Here is a 17,738-nt window from a genome sequence, read left to right as displayed (position 1 = left end):
GCCGGGCCACCCTTGTGTGCATGCACGAACCGAAGCGGCGCATCCCGCGCGTTCCACACCGAGTCGACCTTCAGACGACAACGACCAGCAGTTGAGCGCCGGTTCGCGAGCCCTTCGCGCGAGGCAGGCAGTCGGTACCCAGCGGACCAAGAAGCACCGTTTCGACTGGACGGGGAGGCGGTGCTGCCGCAGTGGCGCCGGCTTGCAGGCTTCCGCGCTGCGGTAATGCCCGCGGTGGCCGCAGGGCCGGCTCCGGTGGGCTTCTCTACGCTCACCGCCCTGGGACTAGTCCCCGAGTCTGCTCCACAGGTACACCTGGAGAGAAGGGCGTCGGCCGCGCACTCCGCGTGCTGCGCGTGCGGCCGACCGGACCACGGTAGGCGAATAGCGGGGCAGGAGGAATCGTGCCAAACGTAGCCGCGGACCTGGTAGTTACTGGTGCACGCGTTCGTCTCGCACGGGGACGATGGGCAGGAGCGGTGGCCGTTCGCGAGGGAAGAGTCACCTTCATCGGTGACGACGCGTCGAGCGTTCGCGACATGATCGGGCGGCACACCCGTGTGGTTCACGCACGAGGTGGGTTAGTTGTTCCAGGCTTCCAGGACAGTCACATCCATGCGCCGTTTGCCGGGCGGGAACGACTGCGTTTGTCGCTCCACGGCTTGTCGGGACGGGACGCGTACATGGGGGCGATCGCCGCCTATGCCAGTACCCACCCGTCCGAGCCTTGGATCCTCGGTGGCGGCTGGGCAGTGGAGCACTTCCCCCGCGGGGTTCCTGACAAGGAAGATCTCGATTCCATCGTCCCGGATCGGCCTGTCTTCCTCTTCAACCAGGACCTGCACGGAGCTTGGGTCAACACGCGGGCGCTTGAGGCCGCCGGCATCGATCGAGGCACGCCCGACCCGCTGGATGGTCGAATTGAGCGGGACCCGGTTACGGGGGAGGCGTCTGGAATGCTCCACGAGGGAGCCGCTTACCAAGTTGACGAACGAGTCGTTCCTCGGGCGAGCATAGCGGAGTGGAGGTCCGCAATTCTCAACGCCCAAACATATCTGCATTCTCTGGGGATTACGGGTTGGCAGGATGCTTGGGTCACTCCAGACACGCAGACGGCATATGAAAAGTTAGCCGCCGATGGACTGTTGACTGCACGGGTAGTGGGTGCCCTCTGGTGGGATCGGCATCGAGGTATTGAGCAAGTAGAGGAATTGCTCGAGCGTCGGGATCGCGGCCTCCGTATCGACACCCCCATGAGTCACCTAGGGGGTGGTTTCCACCCCATATCCGTCAAGATCATGACGGATGGCGTTCTCGAAAATTTCACCGGCGCATTGCTTGAGCCCTATTGCAATGACTGTGGAGGTCGGACGGAGAATCGAGGATTGACCTACATCGATCGAGAGTTGTTGGCGGCGGTGGTTACCGATCTCGATCGCCATGGATTCCAGGTTCATTTGCATGCCATCGGAGACCGGGCTGTGCGCAATTGCCTGGATGCGATCGAAACTGCCCTGCGCTGCAACGGGCACTCCGATCGGCGGCACCATATAGCGCATATTCAGCTCGTCCAGCCTTCGGACATCCGTCGCTTCGCCGAACTGGGAGTGATCGCGAACTGTCAAACCTTCTGGGCTCAAAGCGCTCCCGACAGAGACAAATTAACTGCTCCGTACTTGGGCACCAAAAGAAGCGGCATGCAGTTTCCCTTCGCAGACCTCATTTCCGCGGGGGCGTCTCTCGCAATGGGGAGCGACTGGGCAGTGACGACAGCAAACCCACTGGAACAACTCGAGGTGGCAGTAACAAGGGTCTCGCCCGACAGCCGCGACCAGGTGCCGTTTCTTCCATCGCAGCGGCTGAAACTGGACGACGCATTTGATGCATTTACGGAGGGCTCGGCTCACGTTAATCATGACGAACAGTCCGGCAAAATTGCTTTAGGGTATCGAGCCGACCTTGCCGTCCTCGATACGAATATATTCAAATCGGGGTTTATTACCGAGAGTCGGGCGCCGATAGCAGATGCGAAAGTGAGGCTGACGGTGGCGGCAGGATCTGTGGTGTTCGATGACGGTACATGCTCATGAAGGTATATGTCAGTCAGCTTTACTGTGCCTATCGCCTCACTCTGGCGGCAGGGCATGCTGCATGTGCGAGACGAGCGTGGGCCACCATGACCGATGCTGAGCCAAAACGAATACGATCGCCGGCGATGAACTCAGCCTGCCTTCAGCATAAGTGTCCCAGCAATCATAAGCGCCCGCCTCAGGGGCCAGTCCTTTGATCATCAGGCCATAGTCCAAGCAATCTGCGTACATGTGCGCAAGCAGCAGCACCTGGGTTCGTTCAGTGCTCGATTCTGCGGGAATCGGTGCACCCTCATGGAAGTACTTGGCCAGGTGAGGTGCCTGGTATAAGAGATTGCCAATATTATGGAGTCTCTCGATGCTGTTATAGATGGCCGAGGCGGCGGATATTCCATTACTTATGGCCGTCTGTCGGCTCAGGGTGCGGGTCTGTAAGGCGGAAAACAGAATCGTTAATATTGCCGCCACGGAGGCTATTGAACCGAAAATCAGAGCTACCAAGATTCCCCCCAGAGATCATTAGTTGCCCGCCGCGTAAAGTGTCTCCCCTGCATACGCCCTGCCAAAACTCTGCGTACGGGATCGACGACGAAGCCGACGCCCCACGGGAGCCATTGCCGGTGCCCACCTGTCCCGTCCTGCCCATGACTCACAGATCCTCGAAATGCTGGCGCGACGGGGTGGTGAGGAGGTCCGCAAGCTTGCTCTTGAGTCAGAAGCTCAACGAGTTCTTCTCTTTGAGGGTCTAGCGGACGTGGGGTCCGTGGAAGTAGCCGCGCATGATTGGTCTGGAAAGCGTGCGCCCCCGAGCAACCGCCGTGCACCGGTTCGCGGAGCGGTGTGCCTTCCACCGACGGCGTACTCCCCGAAACCCTGGACCTGTCCGCACGACAGCCGAGACCAGGGGTGGGGATCGTGGCTCGTACGCAGTCCAGGTGTGGGGCGCTGACGCAGAAGGGGACCCGGTGCCGGCGACCGGCGATGGTGAACGCATCGAGGTGCGATCTCCACCGCGGCGACTGGTCCTCGTACACCATCAAGCGGCGCAAGGAAGCCGAGCGTCAAGCGAAGGCGCGTAGGCATCGCAAGTGAAGCAGTCGGGGGTGTGGTGACATCCATGGCTGACATCAACGGCAGCGGCACCGAGCAGTCTTACCCAGTCGCGAGGGCAGTGGATCGACTTGGCGGCAGGTGCGATGCGATTCCGGGGCCCGTCACGTCGATGGGCCGACGGAGCGAAGCGGGAACCCAGTCGGACGTCCGGGCGCGCCGTGTGCCCACAGCCGTGGATACGTTGGCAGCGCGGCCGGTTGTCCGGCAGGCGGGTCCCGGGGACACCTGGATCCACGGTGTGAGTACCGCACGAGAGCGGAATCGGAATGGCAATCCCACGTATCAGGACGGCCGCCCGCCTGGGCCTCTGCGTCGTCACCGTAATCGCCTGTCCGCTGGTGTCGACGTCGGCAGCGGCCGAGAGGCCACACAACCTCGTGGTCCCCAAGGACTATTCGACGATCCAGGCAGCGGTCGACGCCGCCCGGCCCGGTGACCGGATCACCATCCGACCGGGTGTATACCGCGAGCAAGTGGTGATCGGCAAGAACGTGTCGATCACCGGCTCGGGTGACCGGAAGACAACGATTCGGGCCCCTCGGACGCTGGCCCCCGGCGACGACGGCGGCACCTCGATCGTCGAGATCCACAACGGCGCGTCCGTCTCGCTGTCCCAGCTCGCCGTCAGCGGGCCGGGCTCCGGCACGTGCGACAACGGCGCGCTCGGCTCAGGCATTCGCGTGCTCGGGGGTGCTCGTCTCGACCTCGGCCACGCCGCCGTCACCCACATCACGGACACCCCCGCCGCGCCCTGTTTCCGCAGCGCGAACGCGGTCTTCATCGGGGACCTGCCGACCGGTACGGGCTCGGCGACCATCCACGACACCAAGATCACGGGCTACCAGGGCGCGGGCGTGGTCGTCCTCAACGAGGGGTCCACCGCCACCATTGAGCGCGCCACCGTCACCGGGCACCGGAAGCTGTCGACCGATGGCATCGAGTTCGTGGCCGGCGCGGTCGGCCGCGTCACCCGGAGCACCGTCAGCGACAACCGGTGCCGGGAGCCCGACCCGGGCTGCGGCCCCGACTTCTTCAATGAGATCCAGCACGCGGGCATCGTCGCCGACACGCCTGGCACCGTCGTGCAGGACAACCGGATCCTCAACAACCAGGTCGGGATCTACGTTGTCGGCGGGGCGATCAATATCGGCCGCAACGACATCCAGCGGAGCTCGTACGTCGGAATCGCGCTCCAGGACGGTTCGTTCACGGTCCGGAAGGACCGGATCAAGGGCGGGGTGCATGGTGTCGCAGTCGTCGCGGCGTCGGTCGACACGAACGCGGTGCTCGACGATGTACGGATCACGCGGACGTCCGCCGCGCCGGTACAGACCTTCGAGTGCTGCGGCTTCACGGCCACGGCGACCGTGCAGCCGTAGTCGTCCGGACGCGGTGAGGAGCCGGACCGCCCGGGAACACACCTTGGGCGGCTGGAAGGACTCGCTCTTCGGCGACCACCACATCTACGGCAACGACGGCGTGCACTTCTACACCCGCGGCAAGGTCGTCACCACCCGCTGACAGGTCCACGCCCCGGCGGGCGTGGACCTGGGCTTCCCCCGCAATCACTGACTGCCCGCGCGTAAATTGGGTGGTCCGGCCGTTCCGGCCGGGCCACCCTTGTGTGCATGCACGAACCGAAGCGGCGCATCCGCGCGCTCCACACCGAGTCGACCCTCACCGTCTACCAGGCGTACGCCCCCGGAATCGGCCTCCCGGCCGCCCGCGACGGGCGGTTTCCCGCCGCCTGGAAGCGCGAGCGAATGACATGGATCAAGCCGCGCTCATAGTCTTTTTCCATGACGGCAGACGACAAGGACCAGCAGTTGAGCGCCAGTTCACGGCGAGGCCTTCGCGCGAGGCAGGCAGCCGGTACCCAGCGGACCAAGAAGCACCGTTCCGACTGGGCGGGGGAGTCCGCTGCTATCTACTGCCGGATCTCCCACGTGAACGACGACGACCAGACCGGGGTGGAGCGCCAAGAGCGCATCTGCCGCGATGTCGCCGAGCGTCTTGGACTCATCGTCGATGAAGATCAAGTCTTCGTGGACAACAACCGGTCGGCCTGGCAGCGGAAGCGTAAGCGCCCGGGATGGGATGCTCTGCTCGCCGAAGCCAACCAGGGCCGCATCCGTCACGTCCTCACGTACCACCCCGACCGGTTGATGCGGCAACCACGCGATCTTGAAGAGCTGTTGCAGATCGCTGATGACCACGACATCACCTTGCACGGCCAGGCCAACCGGCGCGATCTGGCGGACCCCGACGACCGCTTCTTTCTGCGCATCGAGGTGGCTCACGCCTGCCGCTCCAGTGACGACACCTCACGCCGGCTGATCGATTCCATGATTGACCGGGCCCAGGACGGAAGGCCGCACACCGGCAGGCGCCGCTACGGGTACGACAAAACCGGCACGCAGATCATCCCCGAAGAGGCCGCCATCGTGCGGGAGGTCTTCACCCGCTACCTGGACGGCGAGAGCCCGGTCCAGCTGGCGAAGGAGTTGTACGCCCGTGGTGTGAAGACCGCCGAGGGACGCGACTGGAGCGCACCACGAGTGCGCGACCTTCTCGACAACCGCCACGTTGCCGGAATCCGCGTCTTCCGAGGCGAGGAGATTGGAGACGGCGAGTGGCCCGCGATCATCGACCGGGGAATGTGGATGGAGGTGCGCGAGCGCCGCGCCTACCGTGCCGCAGCCACGGCGACGAGTGGGCGGCCGGGCAGGTTCTACCTGCTGCGTGGCGTGGTCGCCTGCACGGGATGCGGCAAGGTCATGGGGGGATCGGGGGGTACAGGGGCCAAGTACGTCTGCAACCACACTCACCGCCTCGATGTCCCGCGCTGCAATCGGGCTGTCTCAGCCCCCATCTTGGAGGAGTTCGTCAGCGAGGCCGCGATCAATCTGTTGGAGCGACTTGACCTCACCGACGCTCCCACGCCGTCCGCCCTGTCGGAGGAGGAGCGGGCAGCCATCCAGGCCGACCGCCAGGAACTCGACGATCTCAAAGACATGTGGGAAAGCCAGGAGTTGAAGACGCGGGAGTACCGCGAGATGCGCAGGACGGTTGAGGCGCGCATCGCCGAGATAGAGCGCAAGATGATTGTTCGTCCTACGGCAGAGGTCCTTGATGGTCTTGTCGGCCCGCATGCGCGTGAGAGCTGGGAAGAACTGGAGGAGGCGAAGGACTACCAGCGCATGAACGCTGTCATACGGTTCCTGTTCGCCGCGGTCAAGATCAAAGAGGCCACGAAGAAAGGCCGCCAATTCGACTACGGCAGGATCGACATCGAGCAGAACCCGATCTGGGTCTGACCACGACAGACGAGGAGGGGCCCGCGCGCTCCTCCTCCTGCCTCACTCGATCCTTCCACCGGGCTGACGTTCCAGAAGCCGAGCCAGGCGTTTTGCCGCTTCCGGACTGATCTTGGTGGAGAACTTCTTACAGACGCGGTCCAGGTGCCGGGCCATCTCTGCCTCGCGGTCGCGTTTCGTCATCGGCCCGCCCTGGCCCGGCTCATCTCTTCGCGGGCGATCTCCCGGTTTCGGGCGAGGTCTTCAGCGATCGCGGCGGCGACAAGGACCGCTCCTGGAGTGTGGCCTGAGCCGAGGTATCGCCAGTGCGCGTCAGTGATCGTGCCCGAGTCGTCGAGCAGATCGGCCCCGGCGGCAGTGCGTTCGTGGTCGGCGCGTTCGGCGCGCAGGGTTGTGTAGGTGGTGGAGTATGCGCGGGACTTGGTGAGGATGTGGCCGCGGTAGCCGAGGGTGTGCGCCCAGGCCCGAAGCCGTAGGGGCGCGAATTCCGGCAGGCCGCCGAGACGCCAGCAGGCACGCATGAGGGATAGCAGGTGCGGGGAGACCGGGGCGGTCTCTATGTCGTCGGCGGAGGCCAATCGGTAGTCGGTGCCGGCAGCTGTGTCGGCCGCTCCTTTGGTGACGTACTTGGCCACGTACGCGGCGACCGCATCGTCTGCGAGTCCGTCACCGTCGCCGAAGGCACGCAGAGGACGGGCGTCGAGTTGGGCACCCCATCGCAAGGCATGTTCGCCGATGGCTGGGCTGTAGGGGCTGTGGACCGTGACGGCGCGCGCGGCAGTGTGGACGGCACTGGTAAGTGCGTCGGCGGTTCCCCAGGGCGGGGGTGGATCGTGGGGACCGGCCGGGCCGTCCAGGCGCACCACGGCGTGAACGTGGATGGCTGCACGCTTCTGGTACTCGGCGACCTTGGCGAAGGAGAGCCGGGCGTGGTCAGGAAATTGGGTCTGGACGAATCCGGCGGCCGAGGCCAGCGCCCGGCGGACGCCACGGGTGAAGCGTGCCCACAGTTCGCCGGTGTGGGCGTGCCATAGGACGTGGCCCGGGTAGTCGTAGCAATCGGGGCACATCGGCTGGCCGGCGAGCGGATCGGTGTCGGTGTGACGGGCAGGGCAGCCGAGTGACCGACCGTGTTCGCAGTGCCCGCCATTGCGGCGGGGGCGGCAGCGCTCCGTCCCGGTAGTGGTGTGGTGGACGGGGCCGAAGCCGGGGGCGGTGAGGGTGAGGAAGAGCCGGGGGTGTTCGCGTACGTCGGCAGAGACGGTCTTGCCGCCGACTAGTCCGGCACGCACGAGGTGGAAGGTGTCTCCGGCGTGGAGGCGGGAGCAGGGCGCGCATACGGTGGCGCGTCGGTTGCGGCAGCGGACGAGCAGCCGCTCGCCCGGTTCCCCGGTCGTGTCGTAGTGGTGCAGGACCTCGCCGCTGCAGGTGTCTCGGACGGTCGTTGCGCCGGTGAGGTGGATCGGGTGGGCGCAGCCGCCGGTGGCGGTGATCTGTTCCAGCCAGCGGGCGAACTGGGGGTGCTGGGCCAGGCGGATGGCGTCTTGGTCGACTTCGGTGAGCTGACGCAGACGCGCCGCGCGGTCGAGCACGGCGCGTCTGTCAGCCGAGGTGATCTCGGCGGTGATGGTGGGGACCTCCCTTGTTGGGCCGCCGAGGCGGCACGGACGGTTGATGGGTGGGTTGTGTCCATGGCGATCACTCCCTGCTGGTCGGTGTGTTGGTTGGTCAGGTCAGCGGATGGTTCCGGTGCCCCGGCAGCAGCGGCAGCGCCGCCTGTGTCCGGTGCGGGTCTTGCGGTAGCGCTCCCCCTTGCAGACGGGGCAGCGCACGCGGCGCATCGGCATACGACTCCCTGTCAGGTGTGGGTGAATCCGGAGAAGATCCAGGTCACGAGGCCATCCACGGTGAAGATGACGGGGGTCTGGCCGAGATAGAGGCCGAACAGGCCGATCATGACGGCCTCCCATGCCTTCACATCGCGGGAGCGGACCAGGAGGACGGTGATGATCCCGAAGACCAGCGCGAAGGGAATCGCCGCTTCTTCAGTCATGCGTTCTCACCCCCAGCCGAGGCTTTTAGGGCGAGGTTCACGGCGGGCAGTTCCGGGGTCATGCCTGCGTAGGCGGAGGCGGTCTTGCGGGCCTCCTCGGTTGTGGTCAGGTGGGAGCGGGCCCGGTCCCACCCGCCTTCTGTCCCGGTGCACACGGCCACACCTTTCTCTTGGGAGGAGATGGACTGTGCGACGGCTACCGCGTCCTTGTTGAGGTCGCCCAGGGTCATTTCCGCTGTTCCTGGGTCATTGACGCGGTGGCAGATCCGGCCCGCCAGCTGAGCGCGCAGCGCGGTCACTCCTGGCCCGAGGTCGGAGCCGACACGTTGCCCGGCGATCACGAGATGCACGCCGAGGGCTGCGCCGAGTTGTCCCAGGCGCAAGAGGTAGGTGGAGCACTGCTCGGCTTCCGCCTTGCCCTCACGGGTGCCGTCCGTCAGGTAGAGCTCGGCGAGCTCGTCGACGATGACCACGACCGGCACTGGGCGCTGTGTGTGGGGCAGTTCCCAAATTGAGCGGGCACCAGCGGCGCGGCAGAGGCGCATCCGGTCCTGTGTCTCGACCACGAGCGCGCCGAGTACGGCCACCGCCTCACGCCGGTTGGTGGTGAGTGCGGTGAGGCGGTCACCGAACAGACCGAGTTCCATGCCGCCCTTGCAGTCGATGCCGACCAGTGAGACCGACTGCGGGGCAAGTTGGGTCACCAGCCGGGCGAGGAGGGTGGACTTGCCCGACTGGGTCGCACCGGTGATCAACCAGTGCGGGATCTGCCGCAGGTCCATCACCCAGGCCCCACCCGACTCCAGCACTCCGACCAACGCGCAGAGTAGTTCGGCCGGGGCCGAGGCCAGGCCGGGTCGCTCCAACGGATCCCGGGCCGTTGCCGTGATCAACACGGTTCCCCGCTCCGGGGAGGTCACCCGCACCCCGTGCACACGCCAGGCGTGCAGGAGCGAGTCGGCTGCCGCGATGAAGGGACCCGGCGTCTGGCCCGGGTGCAGCCGCACCACCAGTGAGAGACCGGTCGGTGTGGCGCGGGGAAAGGAAATGCGCGGAGCGATGATGCGCACCGGCTCCCCCCGTACCTCAAGGTCCCCCAGCACTCGTCGGGTGGGCTTGTGGGTGGCGGTGAGCCCGTTGAACTGCGCGACCTTGCGCCATGTGAGCACCACCCGCAGCGCGCTGACCGGGTAGCCAGTGAGGTACCAGAACCACACCGGGTGCCGTTGCTTGAGCGCGGAGCCGCCGACGAGTAACCAGGCCAGCGCGGCGAGAGTGAACGCGAGCACGATCGGTCCCATCACACGCCACCCGCCTTACTGGCAGCGGCAGTTCCCGACCCACCAGTAGTCGGCACGGGCGTGATCGCGGCGGCGCGGAAGCTGATGCCGTGACGGTCGCCCATCGCCCAAGCAAATGCCTCCAGGCCGGTCACCTTGACCTCGGTGCCCTCCGTGACGCCCTTCGGCTCACCGGTCACCGAGATTTCGATCACCGAGACTCGACGCCCTTCCTGCCGGACCATGATGCCCACGGTGTAGATCGTGTTGCCGTCCCGGTCCTTCTTCACCTCCTTCGTCTCGAAGTTGCTGACCTTCGCTTCCGGTTCGACAGCGCACCGCAGTACGCCGAGCCGGGATGTGTCCACAGGTATGGACTGCATGGGTAGTTGGCCTCCTTGGCCATCCAGGACGCCAGAATTCACCTGACGTCACTCGTACTGACGAGTGACAACCATGCATGTCTTGACGCAACGATGCAAGCACTTATGCTGACGAGTGACGTAACGCGACGGGCGTCAGCCGCCCGCATCCCAAGCTCGCGCCCATGAGCGGAGGCCACAGACATGGCAGGCATTGAGCGGCCCGGACCGCTGTACCAGCAGGTGGCCGCCGCCATCCGGCAAGGCATCGCAGATGGAGAGTTCCCACCTGGTGCCCCGCTCCCCTCAGAGGCACAGCTAATCGAACGCTACGAAGTCAGCCGGCCGACGGTGCGTAACGCGATTGCGGCACTCCGGTCTGAAGGACTCATCGAAGTGAGGCACGGGAAAGGCAGCTTCGTGAGGGGCGCACCGACGCCACCGTTGACGATCGTGCGGACAATCAGCCGCAGCGGAAATACATTCGCTCCGGAACTCACCGAGTGGCAGCAGGCGCACGAGCCGACCGTCTACCGGACCACGACCACCGAGACAACCGGCCTGCTACTCGAACTCGGCGAGGGAGAAGCTCTCTTCGGCGTCGATCGCGTGCTGATCAACCAGGACACCCGGACCTGCGCAATGCACCGCGTGTTGATCCCGTTCGCCACTGCGGAGAACACGCCGCCGCTCGCCGAGGCCCCGGACACCGCGCTGGAAGAGATCTACGCCGCCCTCGCAGCGGATGGCCACAAGCTGACCTGGTCCGAGACCGTACGAGCCCGCATGCCGCAAGCCGACGAGCGCACCGCCCTGGAGCTCCCCGACGCCACACCGGTCATCCACACCTTGCGCGTCACCCACGGCAGCGACCACCAGCCCCTCATCCTCGAAGAGCTCCGCACCAGCGGCAGCCAGGCCCAACTCTCCTACCGCATCACGGCTGACAGCCCCCGCACACTCCGCCCCGTCCGCAACTGACACCCCGGATCGGTCCAAACCTTCTTCACTTCCTCAAGGCGGCTCGCTCCGCTCGCCGCGCGCTCCCCGGCTCACCGCCGGGGACCGACGCTCCTGTCTCCGCCCCGCTCCGTCCCCGGCTACGCCGGTCGCGCGGCTAGAGCGAGACGACTTGGCCGAGGTGAAAACGGCCGGCACGTGGCTGGGGCGGTCGGCTCCACGGCTTTAGGCAGCCACCATGGGGCGAGCCTCGAAGATCGGGGCCCACATCGGGCTATTGCGGGCAGGTCCAGAGACTGCCCGAGTCGCGGAAAGCTTACGGGCCCCGATCTCTCGCCCCATGGCAGCTCCCGCCCAAAGCCGTTCCACCGACCGCGTGTGCACCCGTGCGAGCCGTGCGGGGTGCCATGTGACGGTGACGGGGTGAGGTCGTGGAGCGGCGTCCGTCGGGGGTGGGATCGATCGCTGTGGGGGTGGCTGTCGGTCGGCTCCGCTGTCCTGATGCCCAAGGGCGGCACGAACCTGGGAGGGGGCACAAGGTCGTTCAGACAGTGGGGTGCTCCACCTTGTGCCCCCTCCCAGAACCGTGCTGGGCGGAGCCCATCAGGACAACGGCCCCGACCTCGAGGAGCACACCATGGCCTGCACCGACCCCCAGTGCACCGACGGCTTGATCCCCAACCCCCGCTCCACGGACCCGGAGGACGTGACCCTCTGCCCCGTCGAGTACCCCGACTACGACGCGGACTCCTTCCGCGAGTGGAACGAGGGCTGAGCACCCGGGCCCCGGCTCAGCTGGGGCCCAAACTCGCGCCCACCGCGTGATCAGAAGGTGGCCGTGCCCGTTCGGTCGGGAAACAGCGGGGAACAGCGGTCTCTGGCAGACCACGCTCACGAGAACGGCCCCTGACCGAGTTACCGGGTCAGGGGCCGTTCACCTGCGGTGGGTGTGGGATTTGAACCCATGGTGACATCGCTGCCACGACGGTTTTCAAGATCCTTCAGGGGTTGACTCGCCCATTGAGGCTCCGCCGACCGTTCAGGGTTGCAGAGCGACGGTGTTGGAGAAGCGAGGAATCGATCGGTACACCGCGAACGGAATCAGCGAGAATCCGGGGTACTGAGGAAGGTCGATGAACCCCGTACCGCCTAGGTGCTTCATTAGCCCATTAATGGCATCGGCGAAGTGCCCCCTATTTACGGTTCCGTCCGGATTGGAGAATGTAAAGTCTGGCAGATCGGTGTCCTCGGGACCATAACTTCCCACACTGCCCACTAGCGTCCACTCCTGCGCCTCTGTCCCATAGCGCGCGAAGAGGATATCTGCTTCAGTATCTAGGTACTGACGCCCCTCCTGCAGTCGAGAGCCAATCAACACTCCTCCTGCATCAACAGGTGAGAGGTTGATATGCAACCCTGGCGCAAAGATTCCTCTCGCCATGCGAATGATGGAACGGAGAACTTCACCATCGATGCCGTCAATCCCACCAAAATCCATGATGGAGTCTTCCAGTTGGCGATCCGGTTGCACTTGACCAGGCTTCGGCTGCCGAGGGCGCTGCTGGCCCTGCTTCTTCCTGCCGGTCGGAGGGTTGGTGGCTCCAGAGGCCGGCAAGGCACCGATTCCCTGTAGTCCTGAATTAACTGAAGCGAACGCCGCGAAGACACTGGCAGCATATCGAGTGTCGAACAGTGATCCCGGAGCCGTGATGCGAACAAGCGACCCTGGAGGGGCAATCTTCTTCAGATTCCCTGACGTCCACTGAGAGGGGTCAGCAGCTTCGAGAGAGATGTCCCGAAGCAGTGATTCGGACTCCAGCGCTTCTTCAAGCGAAGGGAATATCGCATCGCCTAGAGATTTCTGCGTATATACCTCGCTGCCAGTTGTCTGCAGGTGCTGGGCAACACTTCTCGGCCCGACGGTGTTCTTTTTCTCTTCACGACTTGTCTCCCGCGCTTCTTCCGCTACCCCACCATTGAGTTGAGCGAGCATCGCTCGGACTTTGTCAGTGTCGACGCACAAAAATTCACGCAGGATCATGAGGCTCCTTCGCTGGGAACAGGGACCGTCATGATATTCATCATTTGGAAACAGTCGGGGGCTTTTTGCGTAAATGGCACCCCGTGCAGTATTACCGTCACGAGAGGCACAGTGTGATGCGCACGTGCGAGATCATCCCTCAGAGCGTGTCTGAGATCCGCCGTATCGGCTGTATGGGTGACTCGTTGAGTGGTGTGTGAGTGCTGCTGGGGATGGTTACCCGTCTGATCTGACGGATGAACAGTGGGCGTTGATTGAGCCGTTGCTGCCTGCTCCAAGGACGGGTCGCAAGGGCGGGCGGCGGGAGAAGCACCCGCGTCGGCGGATCGTGGACGCGATCTTGTACTTGGCGCGGACCGGGTGCCAGTGGCGGTATCTGCCCAAGGATTTCCCGCCCTTCCAGACGGTGTACTGGTACTTCACCTGGTGGCACGACGACGGCACCGTGGAGCGCGTCCACGACGCGCTGCGGGTCAAGGTCCGCGAGGCCGACGGCCGTTCCGCTGAGCCGTCCGCGGGCCTGGTCGACTCGCAGTCCGTGCGGGCGGCCGACACGGTGCCGAAGTCCACCAGCGGCTTCGACGCGGGCAAGAAGACCAAGGGCCGCAAACGGTTCATCGTCACCGACACCCTCGGCCTCCTCCTGGCCGTGCACGTGCTGGCCGCAAGCGTCCAGGACCGCGACGGAGCCAAGCGCTCCCTGCTGTGGACCCGCCTGGACCACCCAACCATCGAGAAGATCTGGGCCGACCAGGGCTTCGCCGGCCGACTCGTCGAGTGGTCCTCTGCCGTCTTGCACCGCACGCTGGAGATCGTCCGCAAGGACCCCGGACAGCGCGGCTTCAAGGTCCAGCCGAAGCGCTGGGCGGTGGAGCGCACGTTCGCCTGGATCACCACACGCCGCCGCCTGGCCTGCGACTACGAACGCAACCCGGCCCACTCCGAAACCATGATCCGCTGGGCCATGACCGACCTGATACTCCGCCGACTCACCCGAGGCCGACCCGCCACCCGCCAAGGACCCCGACCACTACGGAAAATCACCCCGTAACCCGATCTCAGACACGCTCTCAGGCCTCGCGACCTGCCGCCGAGACGGGACCGCCTGCGGCCCCTTGCGAGGGACATGCTGACTCGTGGTGGCATCGAGTGACAGAAGTCGACTGTGCGAGGAGCAGCGCAGGCAGAACTTAGATCTGATGCGGCTGCCAGCGGGGCCCACGCCGGGAGGCGCCAATGTCGGCGCCCCACGGGTCAGGCCTCAACTCGCCCCACCTCGCTTACAAAGCAGCCCTGCGCCCTGGTGCTAGTGGCTCGTATCGTGAGCGAGTGCGCAACGAGAGACATGATGAGCCGCTGTCGGGGGGAGGAGCTGGAGCTCTTCTCCAGTACCTCCACCGGTTTGCAAGGCATGACCTCGATCTGTTCGCCCGCTTGGAGGTGGGTGATCCTGAGTACCCGGCCTACCTGTCATTCAGAAGGGATCCGGAGCCAGGGGATCGAGGCGTCTGCCTACCGGCGGCCGTAGCGGAGTCGGGCGGAGGAACTGACATCTACAGCTGACATCAACGGTGGTGGATCTCAGCAGCCATGCACGTCTCCTCGCAGCCCAGGAAGCCATGGGAGCGCCAGCACCAGAGGGCGTGCGGTTGAACTTACAAAGCAGATGTCGGCGTTCCGCTCTCGAATGGCCGGAGCCTCGAGTGAACTAGTCTCGCCGCAAGAGAAGTGCACCCTCCTGCCGTTGAGGAGGTCCCATCGAGTAGTGGTGTCGCCGCATTTGTTTCTGCCTGAGGGGCGATCGCCGTTTCGTTACCAGTGACACTTGGCCGCGCGGCTGCGAGACCTGCTGGAGACTGCGCCGTATCCCCAGTGGCTGACCCGGACAGCTGCGAGTCGTCCTCGCCGGCGCCAAAGGCGGTGTGCCCGACACGTCTACACGCTGACACCTCTTACATCGAGAGGTGTTCGGTTCGCACACATACAAAAACCGTCCCGCCAGTAACACTAGTCCCACTTGAACTCGTCTGGGAATCCGGTAGATCCCGGCCCAATCTGGCATGTGGGACCCTCGCCGCATGAATAGTAACGGCCATATGTGCGCAGCCGGTGAATACGGCCGGGATTGCGAAAGAGTGGACCATCGGGAGTTCCATCTGCTCGAATTCTTATCTCTTCGGACTTGCCGTCCACGGACAAGTTAAGGATGAGCTCCCAGCGGTAGTCAAAGGTGAAGCTCCTGGCCATAATCTGAAATGCCAAGATTTCGTTTTGCTGTAGAGTCACATAGCGCTCACCGAAATAAAGAGGGCCTGTCTTGCCGTCCGGCGTTAGAGCCCTGAGACGGCGATCTGCGGAGTCCAGGTGAATAACTCCGCTCTCGATTTCGGCACTACCTCCCATCCCCCCTTCCAGGTAGCCGCCAGACGGTGACTTTTTTCGAGAGTGGACCTTCGCCTTGATCCCTGTGATCTCTACAGGGGATTTCCGATTTCCGGTCAAGGTCAATCGGAAGGTGGTCTGCGATCCATTACATGAGTTCCCTTTGCAAAGCTTTTCGATCCTGACGCCACCCGTCCGCTTAGCAAATGAAATCACGTTGTGGGTCCCAGAATCGAGATGGTCCCATTGTGATTCCAGATTCGACGACAGAGGTCGATCAAGAATCCAGGTCAGGTCGGTATCGTCGTTCCAGGACTCCCTGACGCGCATTTTAACAGGCTCTTCTTTTGCTAGCTCCCTTTCTTCCTCGCTTTCAGTAGCCCTTTGGCTACGTACTTCTTGCCAGGGGGCGATCACGAAGGTGATCACGATTGCGAGGACAGCAAGGGCAGCGGGTATAGCGACGACTGTGACCCAGAATTCACGTCGCGAACTGCTCGGCGAGGGAGAAGCGGGTGGCGTGGTTGGTGATGAACTAGGCAGTGGCGAAGATGGAACGGCTGTGGAAGGCTGACTGGCCGGTGTGCCTATGGGCGTCCATGCAGGCGGAGGGGTGCTTCTGACCGGTGGTTCGCTCGGTTGGGGATCCCTCGGTCCGGGAGACTGAGGATTAGTAGGTTCCGTCACAACGCACACCCATACTTCCAGTCAGTTCAGTACTGGACTCTGCTTAGAGCAGAGCGCGGCCCAATGCTGCCGACCTCAACACACCACGCAAGCTGAAGCACTCCAAGGGCCATTAGGGGGCGCACCGAAGCAACTCCGTGGCGCTTGACGCACTCGGCGCCCCTGGTCTGTGGGCTTTTGTCCGCTTCCCCTGATCTCAGATGCCCGTCAAAGCGGACCAAGCCCAGTCCTACGAACCGTGGTGCGGGCGCAAGTCAGGGGCACCCCGGTTTCTGACATCACCCTCTGAGAGCGTGTCTGAGATCCGCCGTATCGGCTGTATGGGTGACTCGTTGAGTGGTGTGTGAGTGCTGCTGGGGATGGTTACCCGTCTGATCTGACGGATGAACAGTGGGCGTTGATTGAGCCGTTGCTGCCTGCTCCAAGGACGGGTCGCAAGGGCGGGCGGCGGGAGAAGCACCCGCGTCGGCGGATCGTGGACGCGATCTTGTACTTGGCGCGGACCGGGTGCCAGTGGCGGTATCTGCCCAAGGATTTCCCGCCCTTCCAGACGGTGTACTGGTACTTCACCTGGTGGCACGACGACGGCACCGTGGAGCGCGTCCACGACGCGCTGCGGGTCAAGGTCCGCGAGGCCGACGGCCGTTCCGCTGAGCCGTCCGCGGGCCTGGTCGACTCGCAGTCCGTGCGGGCGGCCGACACGGTGCCGAAGTCCACCAGCGGCTTCGACGCGGGCAAGAAGACCAAGGGCCGCAAACGGTTCATCGTCACCGACACCCTCGGCCTCCTCCTGGCCGTGCACGTGCTGGCCGCAAGCGTCCAGGACCGCGACGGAGCCAAGCGCTCCCTGCTGTGGACCCGCCTGGACCACCCAACCATCGAGAAGATCTGGGCCGACCAGGGCTTCGCCGGCCGACTCGTCGAGTGGTCCTCTGCCGTCTTGCACCGCACGCTGGAGATCGTCCGCAAGGACCCCGGACAGCGCGGCTTCAAGGTCCAGCCGAAGCGCTGGGCGGTGGAGCGCACGTTCGCCTGGATCACCACACGCCGCCGCCTGGCCTGCGACTACGAACGCAACCCGGCCCACTCCGAAACCATGATCCGCTGGGCCATGACCGACCTGATACTCCGCCGACTCACCCGAGGCCGACCCGCCACCCGCCAAGGACCCCGACCACTACGGAAAATCACCCCGTAACCCGATCTCAGACACGCTCTGACATCAACGACAGGGGACACGGGCAGCCTTGGACGGTTGTGAACGGAGTACTGACGTAAGGGCCGGGGCTCCATGTAGGCCTTGCGATCGAACTCCTAAAGCGGGTGTCGCAGGTTCAAATCCTGCCGGGGGACCCAGCGCAGGGGACCCGGACCGATCATGGTCCGGGGACGGTGACGGCAGTAGTTGCGGTGGCCTCGGCCTCGCCTCTGCCGGCAGCACCGCATGACAAGA

14 protein-coding genes and 1 pseudogene are annotated in these 17,738 nt (G+C 64.5%); 8 read left to right on the top strand and 7 right to left on the bottom strand.

Features of this window, described 5'->3' with window-relative positions:
* Positions 1-479 precede the first annotated feature (479 nt).
* Positions 480-2,090: an amidohydrolase gene (locus OG883_RS25660; RefSeq protein WP_266545189.1), complete on the top strand. Its 1,611-nt coding sequence runs from the start codon at positions 480-482 to the stop codon at positions 2,088-2,090.
* Positions 2,091-2,126: 36 nt separating this feature from the next.
* Here the strand turns inward: OG883_RS25660 and OG883_RS25655 are convergent, their stop codons facing one another.
* Entirely contained in the window at positions 2,127-2,558 is a 432-nt protein-coding gene (locus OG883_RS25655; protein WP_266545187.1) for a hypothetical protein, read from the bottom strand.
* A 911-nt stretch (positions 2,559-3,469) separates the two neighbouring features.
* On the opposite strand from OG883_RS25655, the gene OG883_RS25650 reads away from it, so the two are divergent.
* The 3 genes and pseudogenes from OG883_RS25650 (at position 3,470) to OG883_RS25640 (ending at position 6,520) form a co-directional block, all read left to right on the top strand.
* Complete coding sequence (locus OG883_RS25650) at positions 3,470-4,582, top strand: nitrous oxide reductase family maturation protein NosD (RefSeq protein WP_266545185.1); 1,113 nt, start codon at positions 3,470-3,472, stop codon at positions 4,580-4,582.
* Positions 4,583-4,831: 249 nt separating this feature from the next.
* Positions 4,832-4,984 (top strand): annotated as a pseudogene (locus tag OG883_RS25645) (DUF4291 family protein); the annotation flags it as partial.
* A gap of 18 nt (positions 4,985-5,002) precedes the next feature.
* Positions 5,003-6,520 (top strand): recombinase family protein, encoded by a 1,518-nt coding sequence (locus OG883_RS25640; RefSeq protein ID WP_266545184.1) that lies wholly within the window; start codon positions 5,003-5,005, stop codon positions 6,518-6,520.
* A gap of 179 nt (positions 6,521-6,699) precedes the next feature.
* On the opposite strand, the gene OG883_RS25635 is transcribed toward OG883_RS25640, so the two are convergent.
* The 4 genes from OG883_RS25635 to OG883_RS25620 all read right to left on the bottom strand — a co-directional run bounded on the left by OG883_RS25635 (position 6,700) and on the right by OG883_RS25620 (position 10,236).
* A complete protein-coding gene (locus OG883_RS25635; RefSeq protein WP_266545182.1) occupies positions 6,700-8,112 on the bottom strand; it encodes a replication initiator in 1,413 nt (470 codons plus the stop codon).
* 266 nt (positions 8,113-8,378) lie between these two features.
* A complete protein-coding gene (locus OG883_RS25630; protein WP_266545181.1) occupies positions 8,379-8,573 on the bottom strand; it encodes a hypothetical protein in 195 nt (64 codons plus the stop codon).
* Positions 8,570-9,874, bottom strand: a complete 1,305-nt coding sequence (locus tag OG883_RS25625; protein WP_266545179.1) for an FtsK/SpoIIIE domain-containing protein — start codon at positions 9,872-9,874, stop codon at positions 8,570-8,572. The genes OG883_RS25630 and OG883_RS25625 overlap by 4 nt, the downstream gene beginning before the upstream one ends.
* Complete coding sequence (locus tag OG883_RS25620) at positions 9,874-10,236, bottom strand: hypothetical protein (RefSeq protein WP_266545178.1); 363 nt, start codon at positions 10,234-10,236, stop codon at positions 9,874-9,876. Before OG883_RS25620 ends, OG883_RS25625 begins: the two co-directional genes overlap by 1 nt.
* Before the next feature lie 183 nt (positions 10,237-10,419).
* Between OG883_RS25620 and OG883_RS25615 the strand changes: the two genes are divergently transcribed.
* Together OG883_RS25615 and OG883_RS25610 are read left to right on the top strand one after the other, a co-directional pair.
* Positions 10,420-11,196: a GntR family transcriptional regulator gene (locus OG883_RS25615; protein WP_266545176.1), complete on the top strand. Its 777-nt coding sequence runs from the start codon at positions 10,420-10,422 to the stop codon at positions 11,194-11,196.
* A 547-nt stretch (positions 11,197-11,743) separates the two neighbouring features.
* Positions 11,744-11,950, top strand: coding sequence for a hypothetical protein (locus tag OG883_RS25610; protein ID WP_266545174.1), 207 nt, complete (start codon positions 11,744-11,746; stop codon positions 11,948-11,950).
* 264 nt (positions 11,951-12,214) lie between these two features.
* On the opposite strand, the gene OG883_RS25605 is transcribed toward OG883_RS25610, so the two are convergent.
* Positions 12,215-13,216, bottom strand: a complete 1,002-nt coding sequence (locus OG883_RS25605; protein WP_266545173.1) for a hypothetical protein — start codon at positions 13,214-13,216, stop codon at positions 12,215-12,217.
* 196 nt (positions 13,217-13,412) lie between these two features.
* On the opposite strand from OG883_RS25605, the gene OG883_RS25600 reads away from it, so the two are divergent.
* Positions 13,413-14,267: an IS5 family transposase gene (locus tag OG883_RS25600; RefSeq protein WP_266537907.1), complete on the top strand. Its 855-nt coding sequence runs from the start codon at positions 13,413-13,415 to the stop codon at positions 14,265-14,267.
* A gap of 956 nt (positions 14,268-15,223) precedes the next feature.
* On the opposite strand, the gene OG883_RS25595 is transcribed toward OG883_RS25600, so the two are convergent.
* Positions 15,224-16,027, bottom strand: a complete 804-nt coding sequence (locus OG883_RS25595) for a hypothetical protein (RefSeq protein WP_266545172.1) — start codon at positions 16,025-16,027, stop codon at positions 15,224-15,226.
* A 601-nt stretch (positions 16,028-16,628) separates the two neighbouring features.
* Between OG883_RS25595 and OG883_RS25590 the strand changes: the two genes are divergently transcribed.
* Complete coding sequence (locus OG883_RS25590; RefSeq protein ID WP_266537907.1) at positions 16,629-17,483, top strand: IS5 family transposase; 855 nt, start codon at positions 16,629-16,631, stop codon at positions 17,481-17,483.
* Positions 17,484-17,738: the final 255 nt, after the last annotated feature.

The organism is Streptomyces sp. NBC_01142, assembly GCF_026341125.1.
GTDB lineage: Bacteria > Actinomycetota > Actinomycetes > Streptomycetales > Streptomycetaceae > Streptomyces.
The sequence above is the reverse complement of the archived record's forward strand: the minus strand, read 5'-3'. Positions and strand labels throughout refer to the sequence as shown.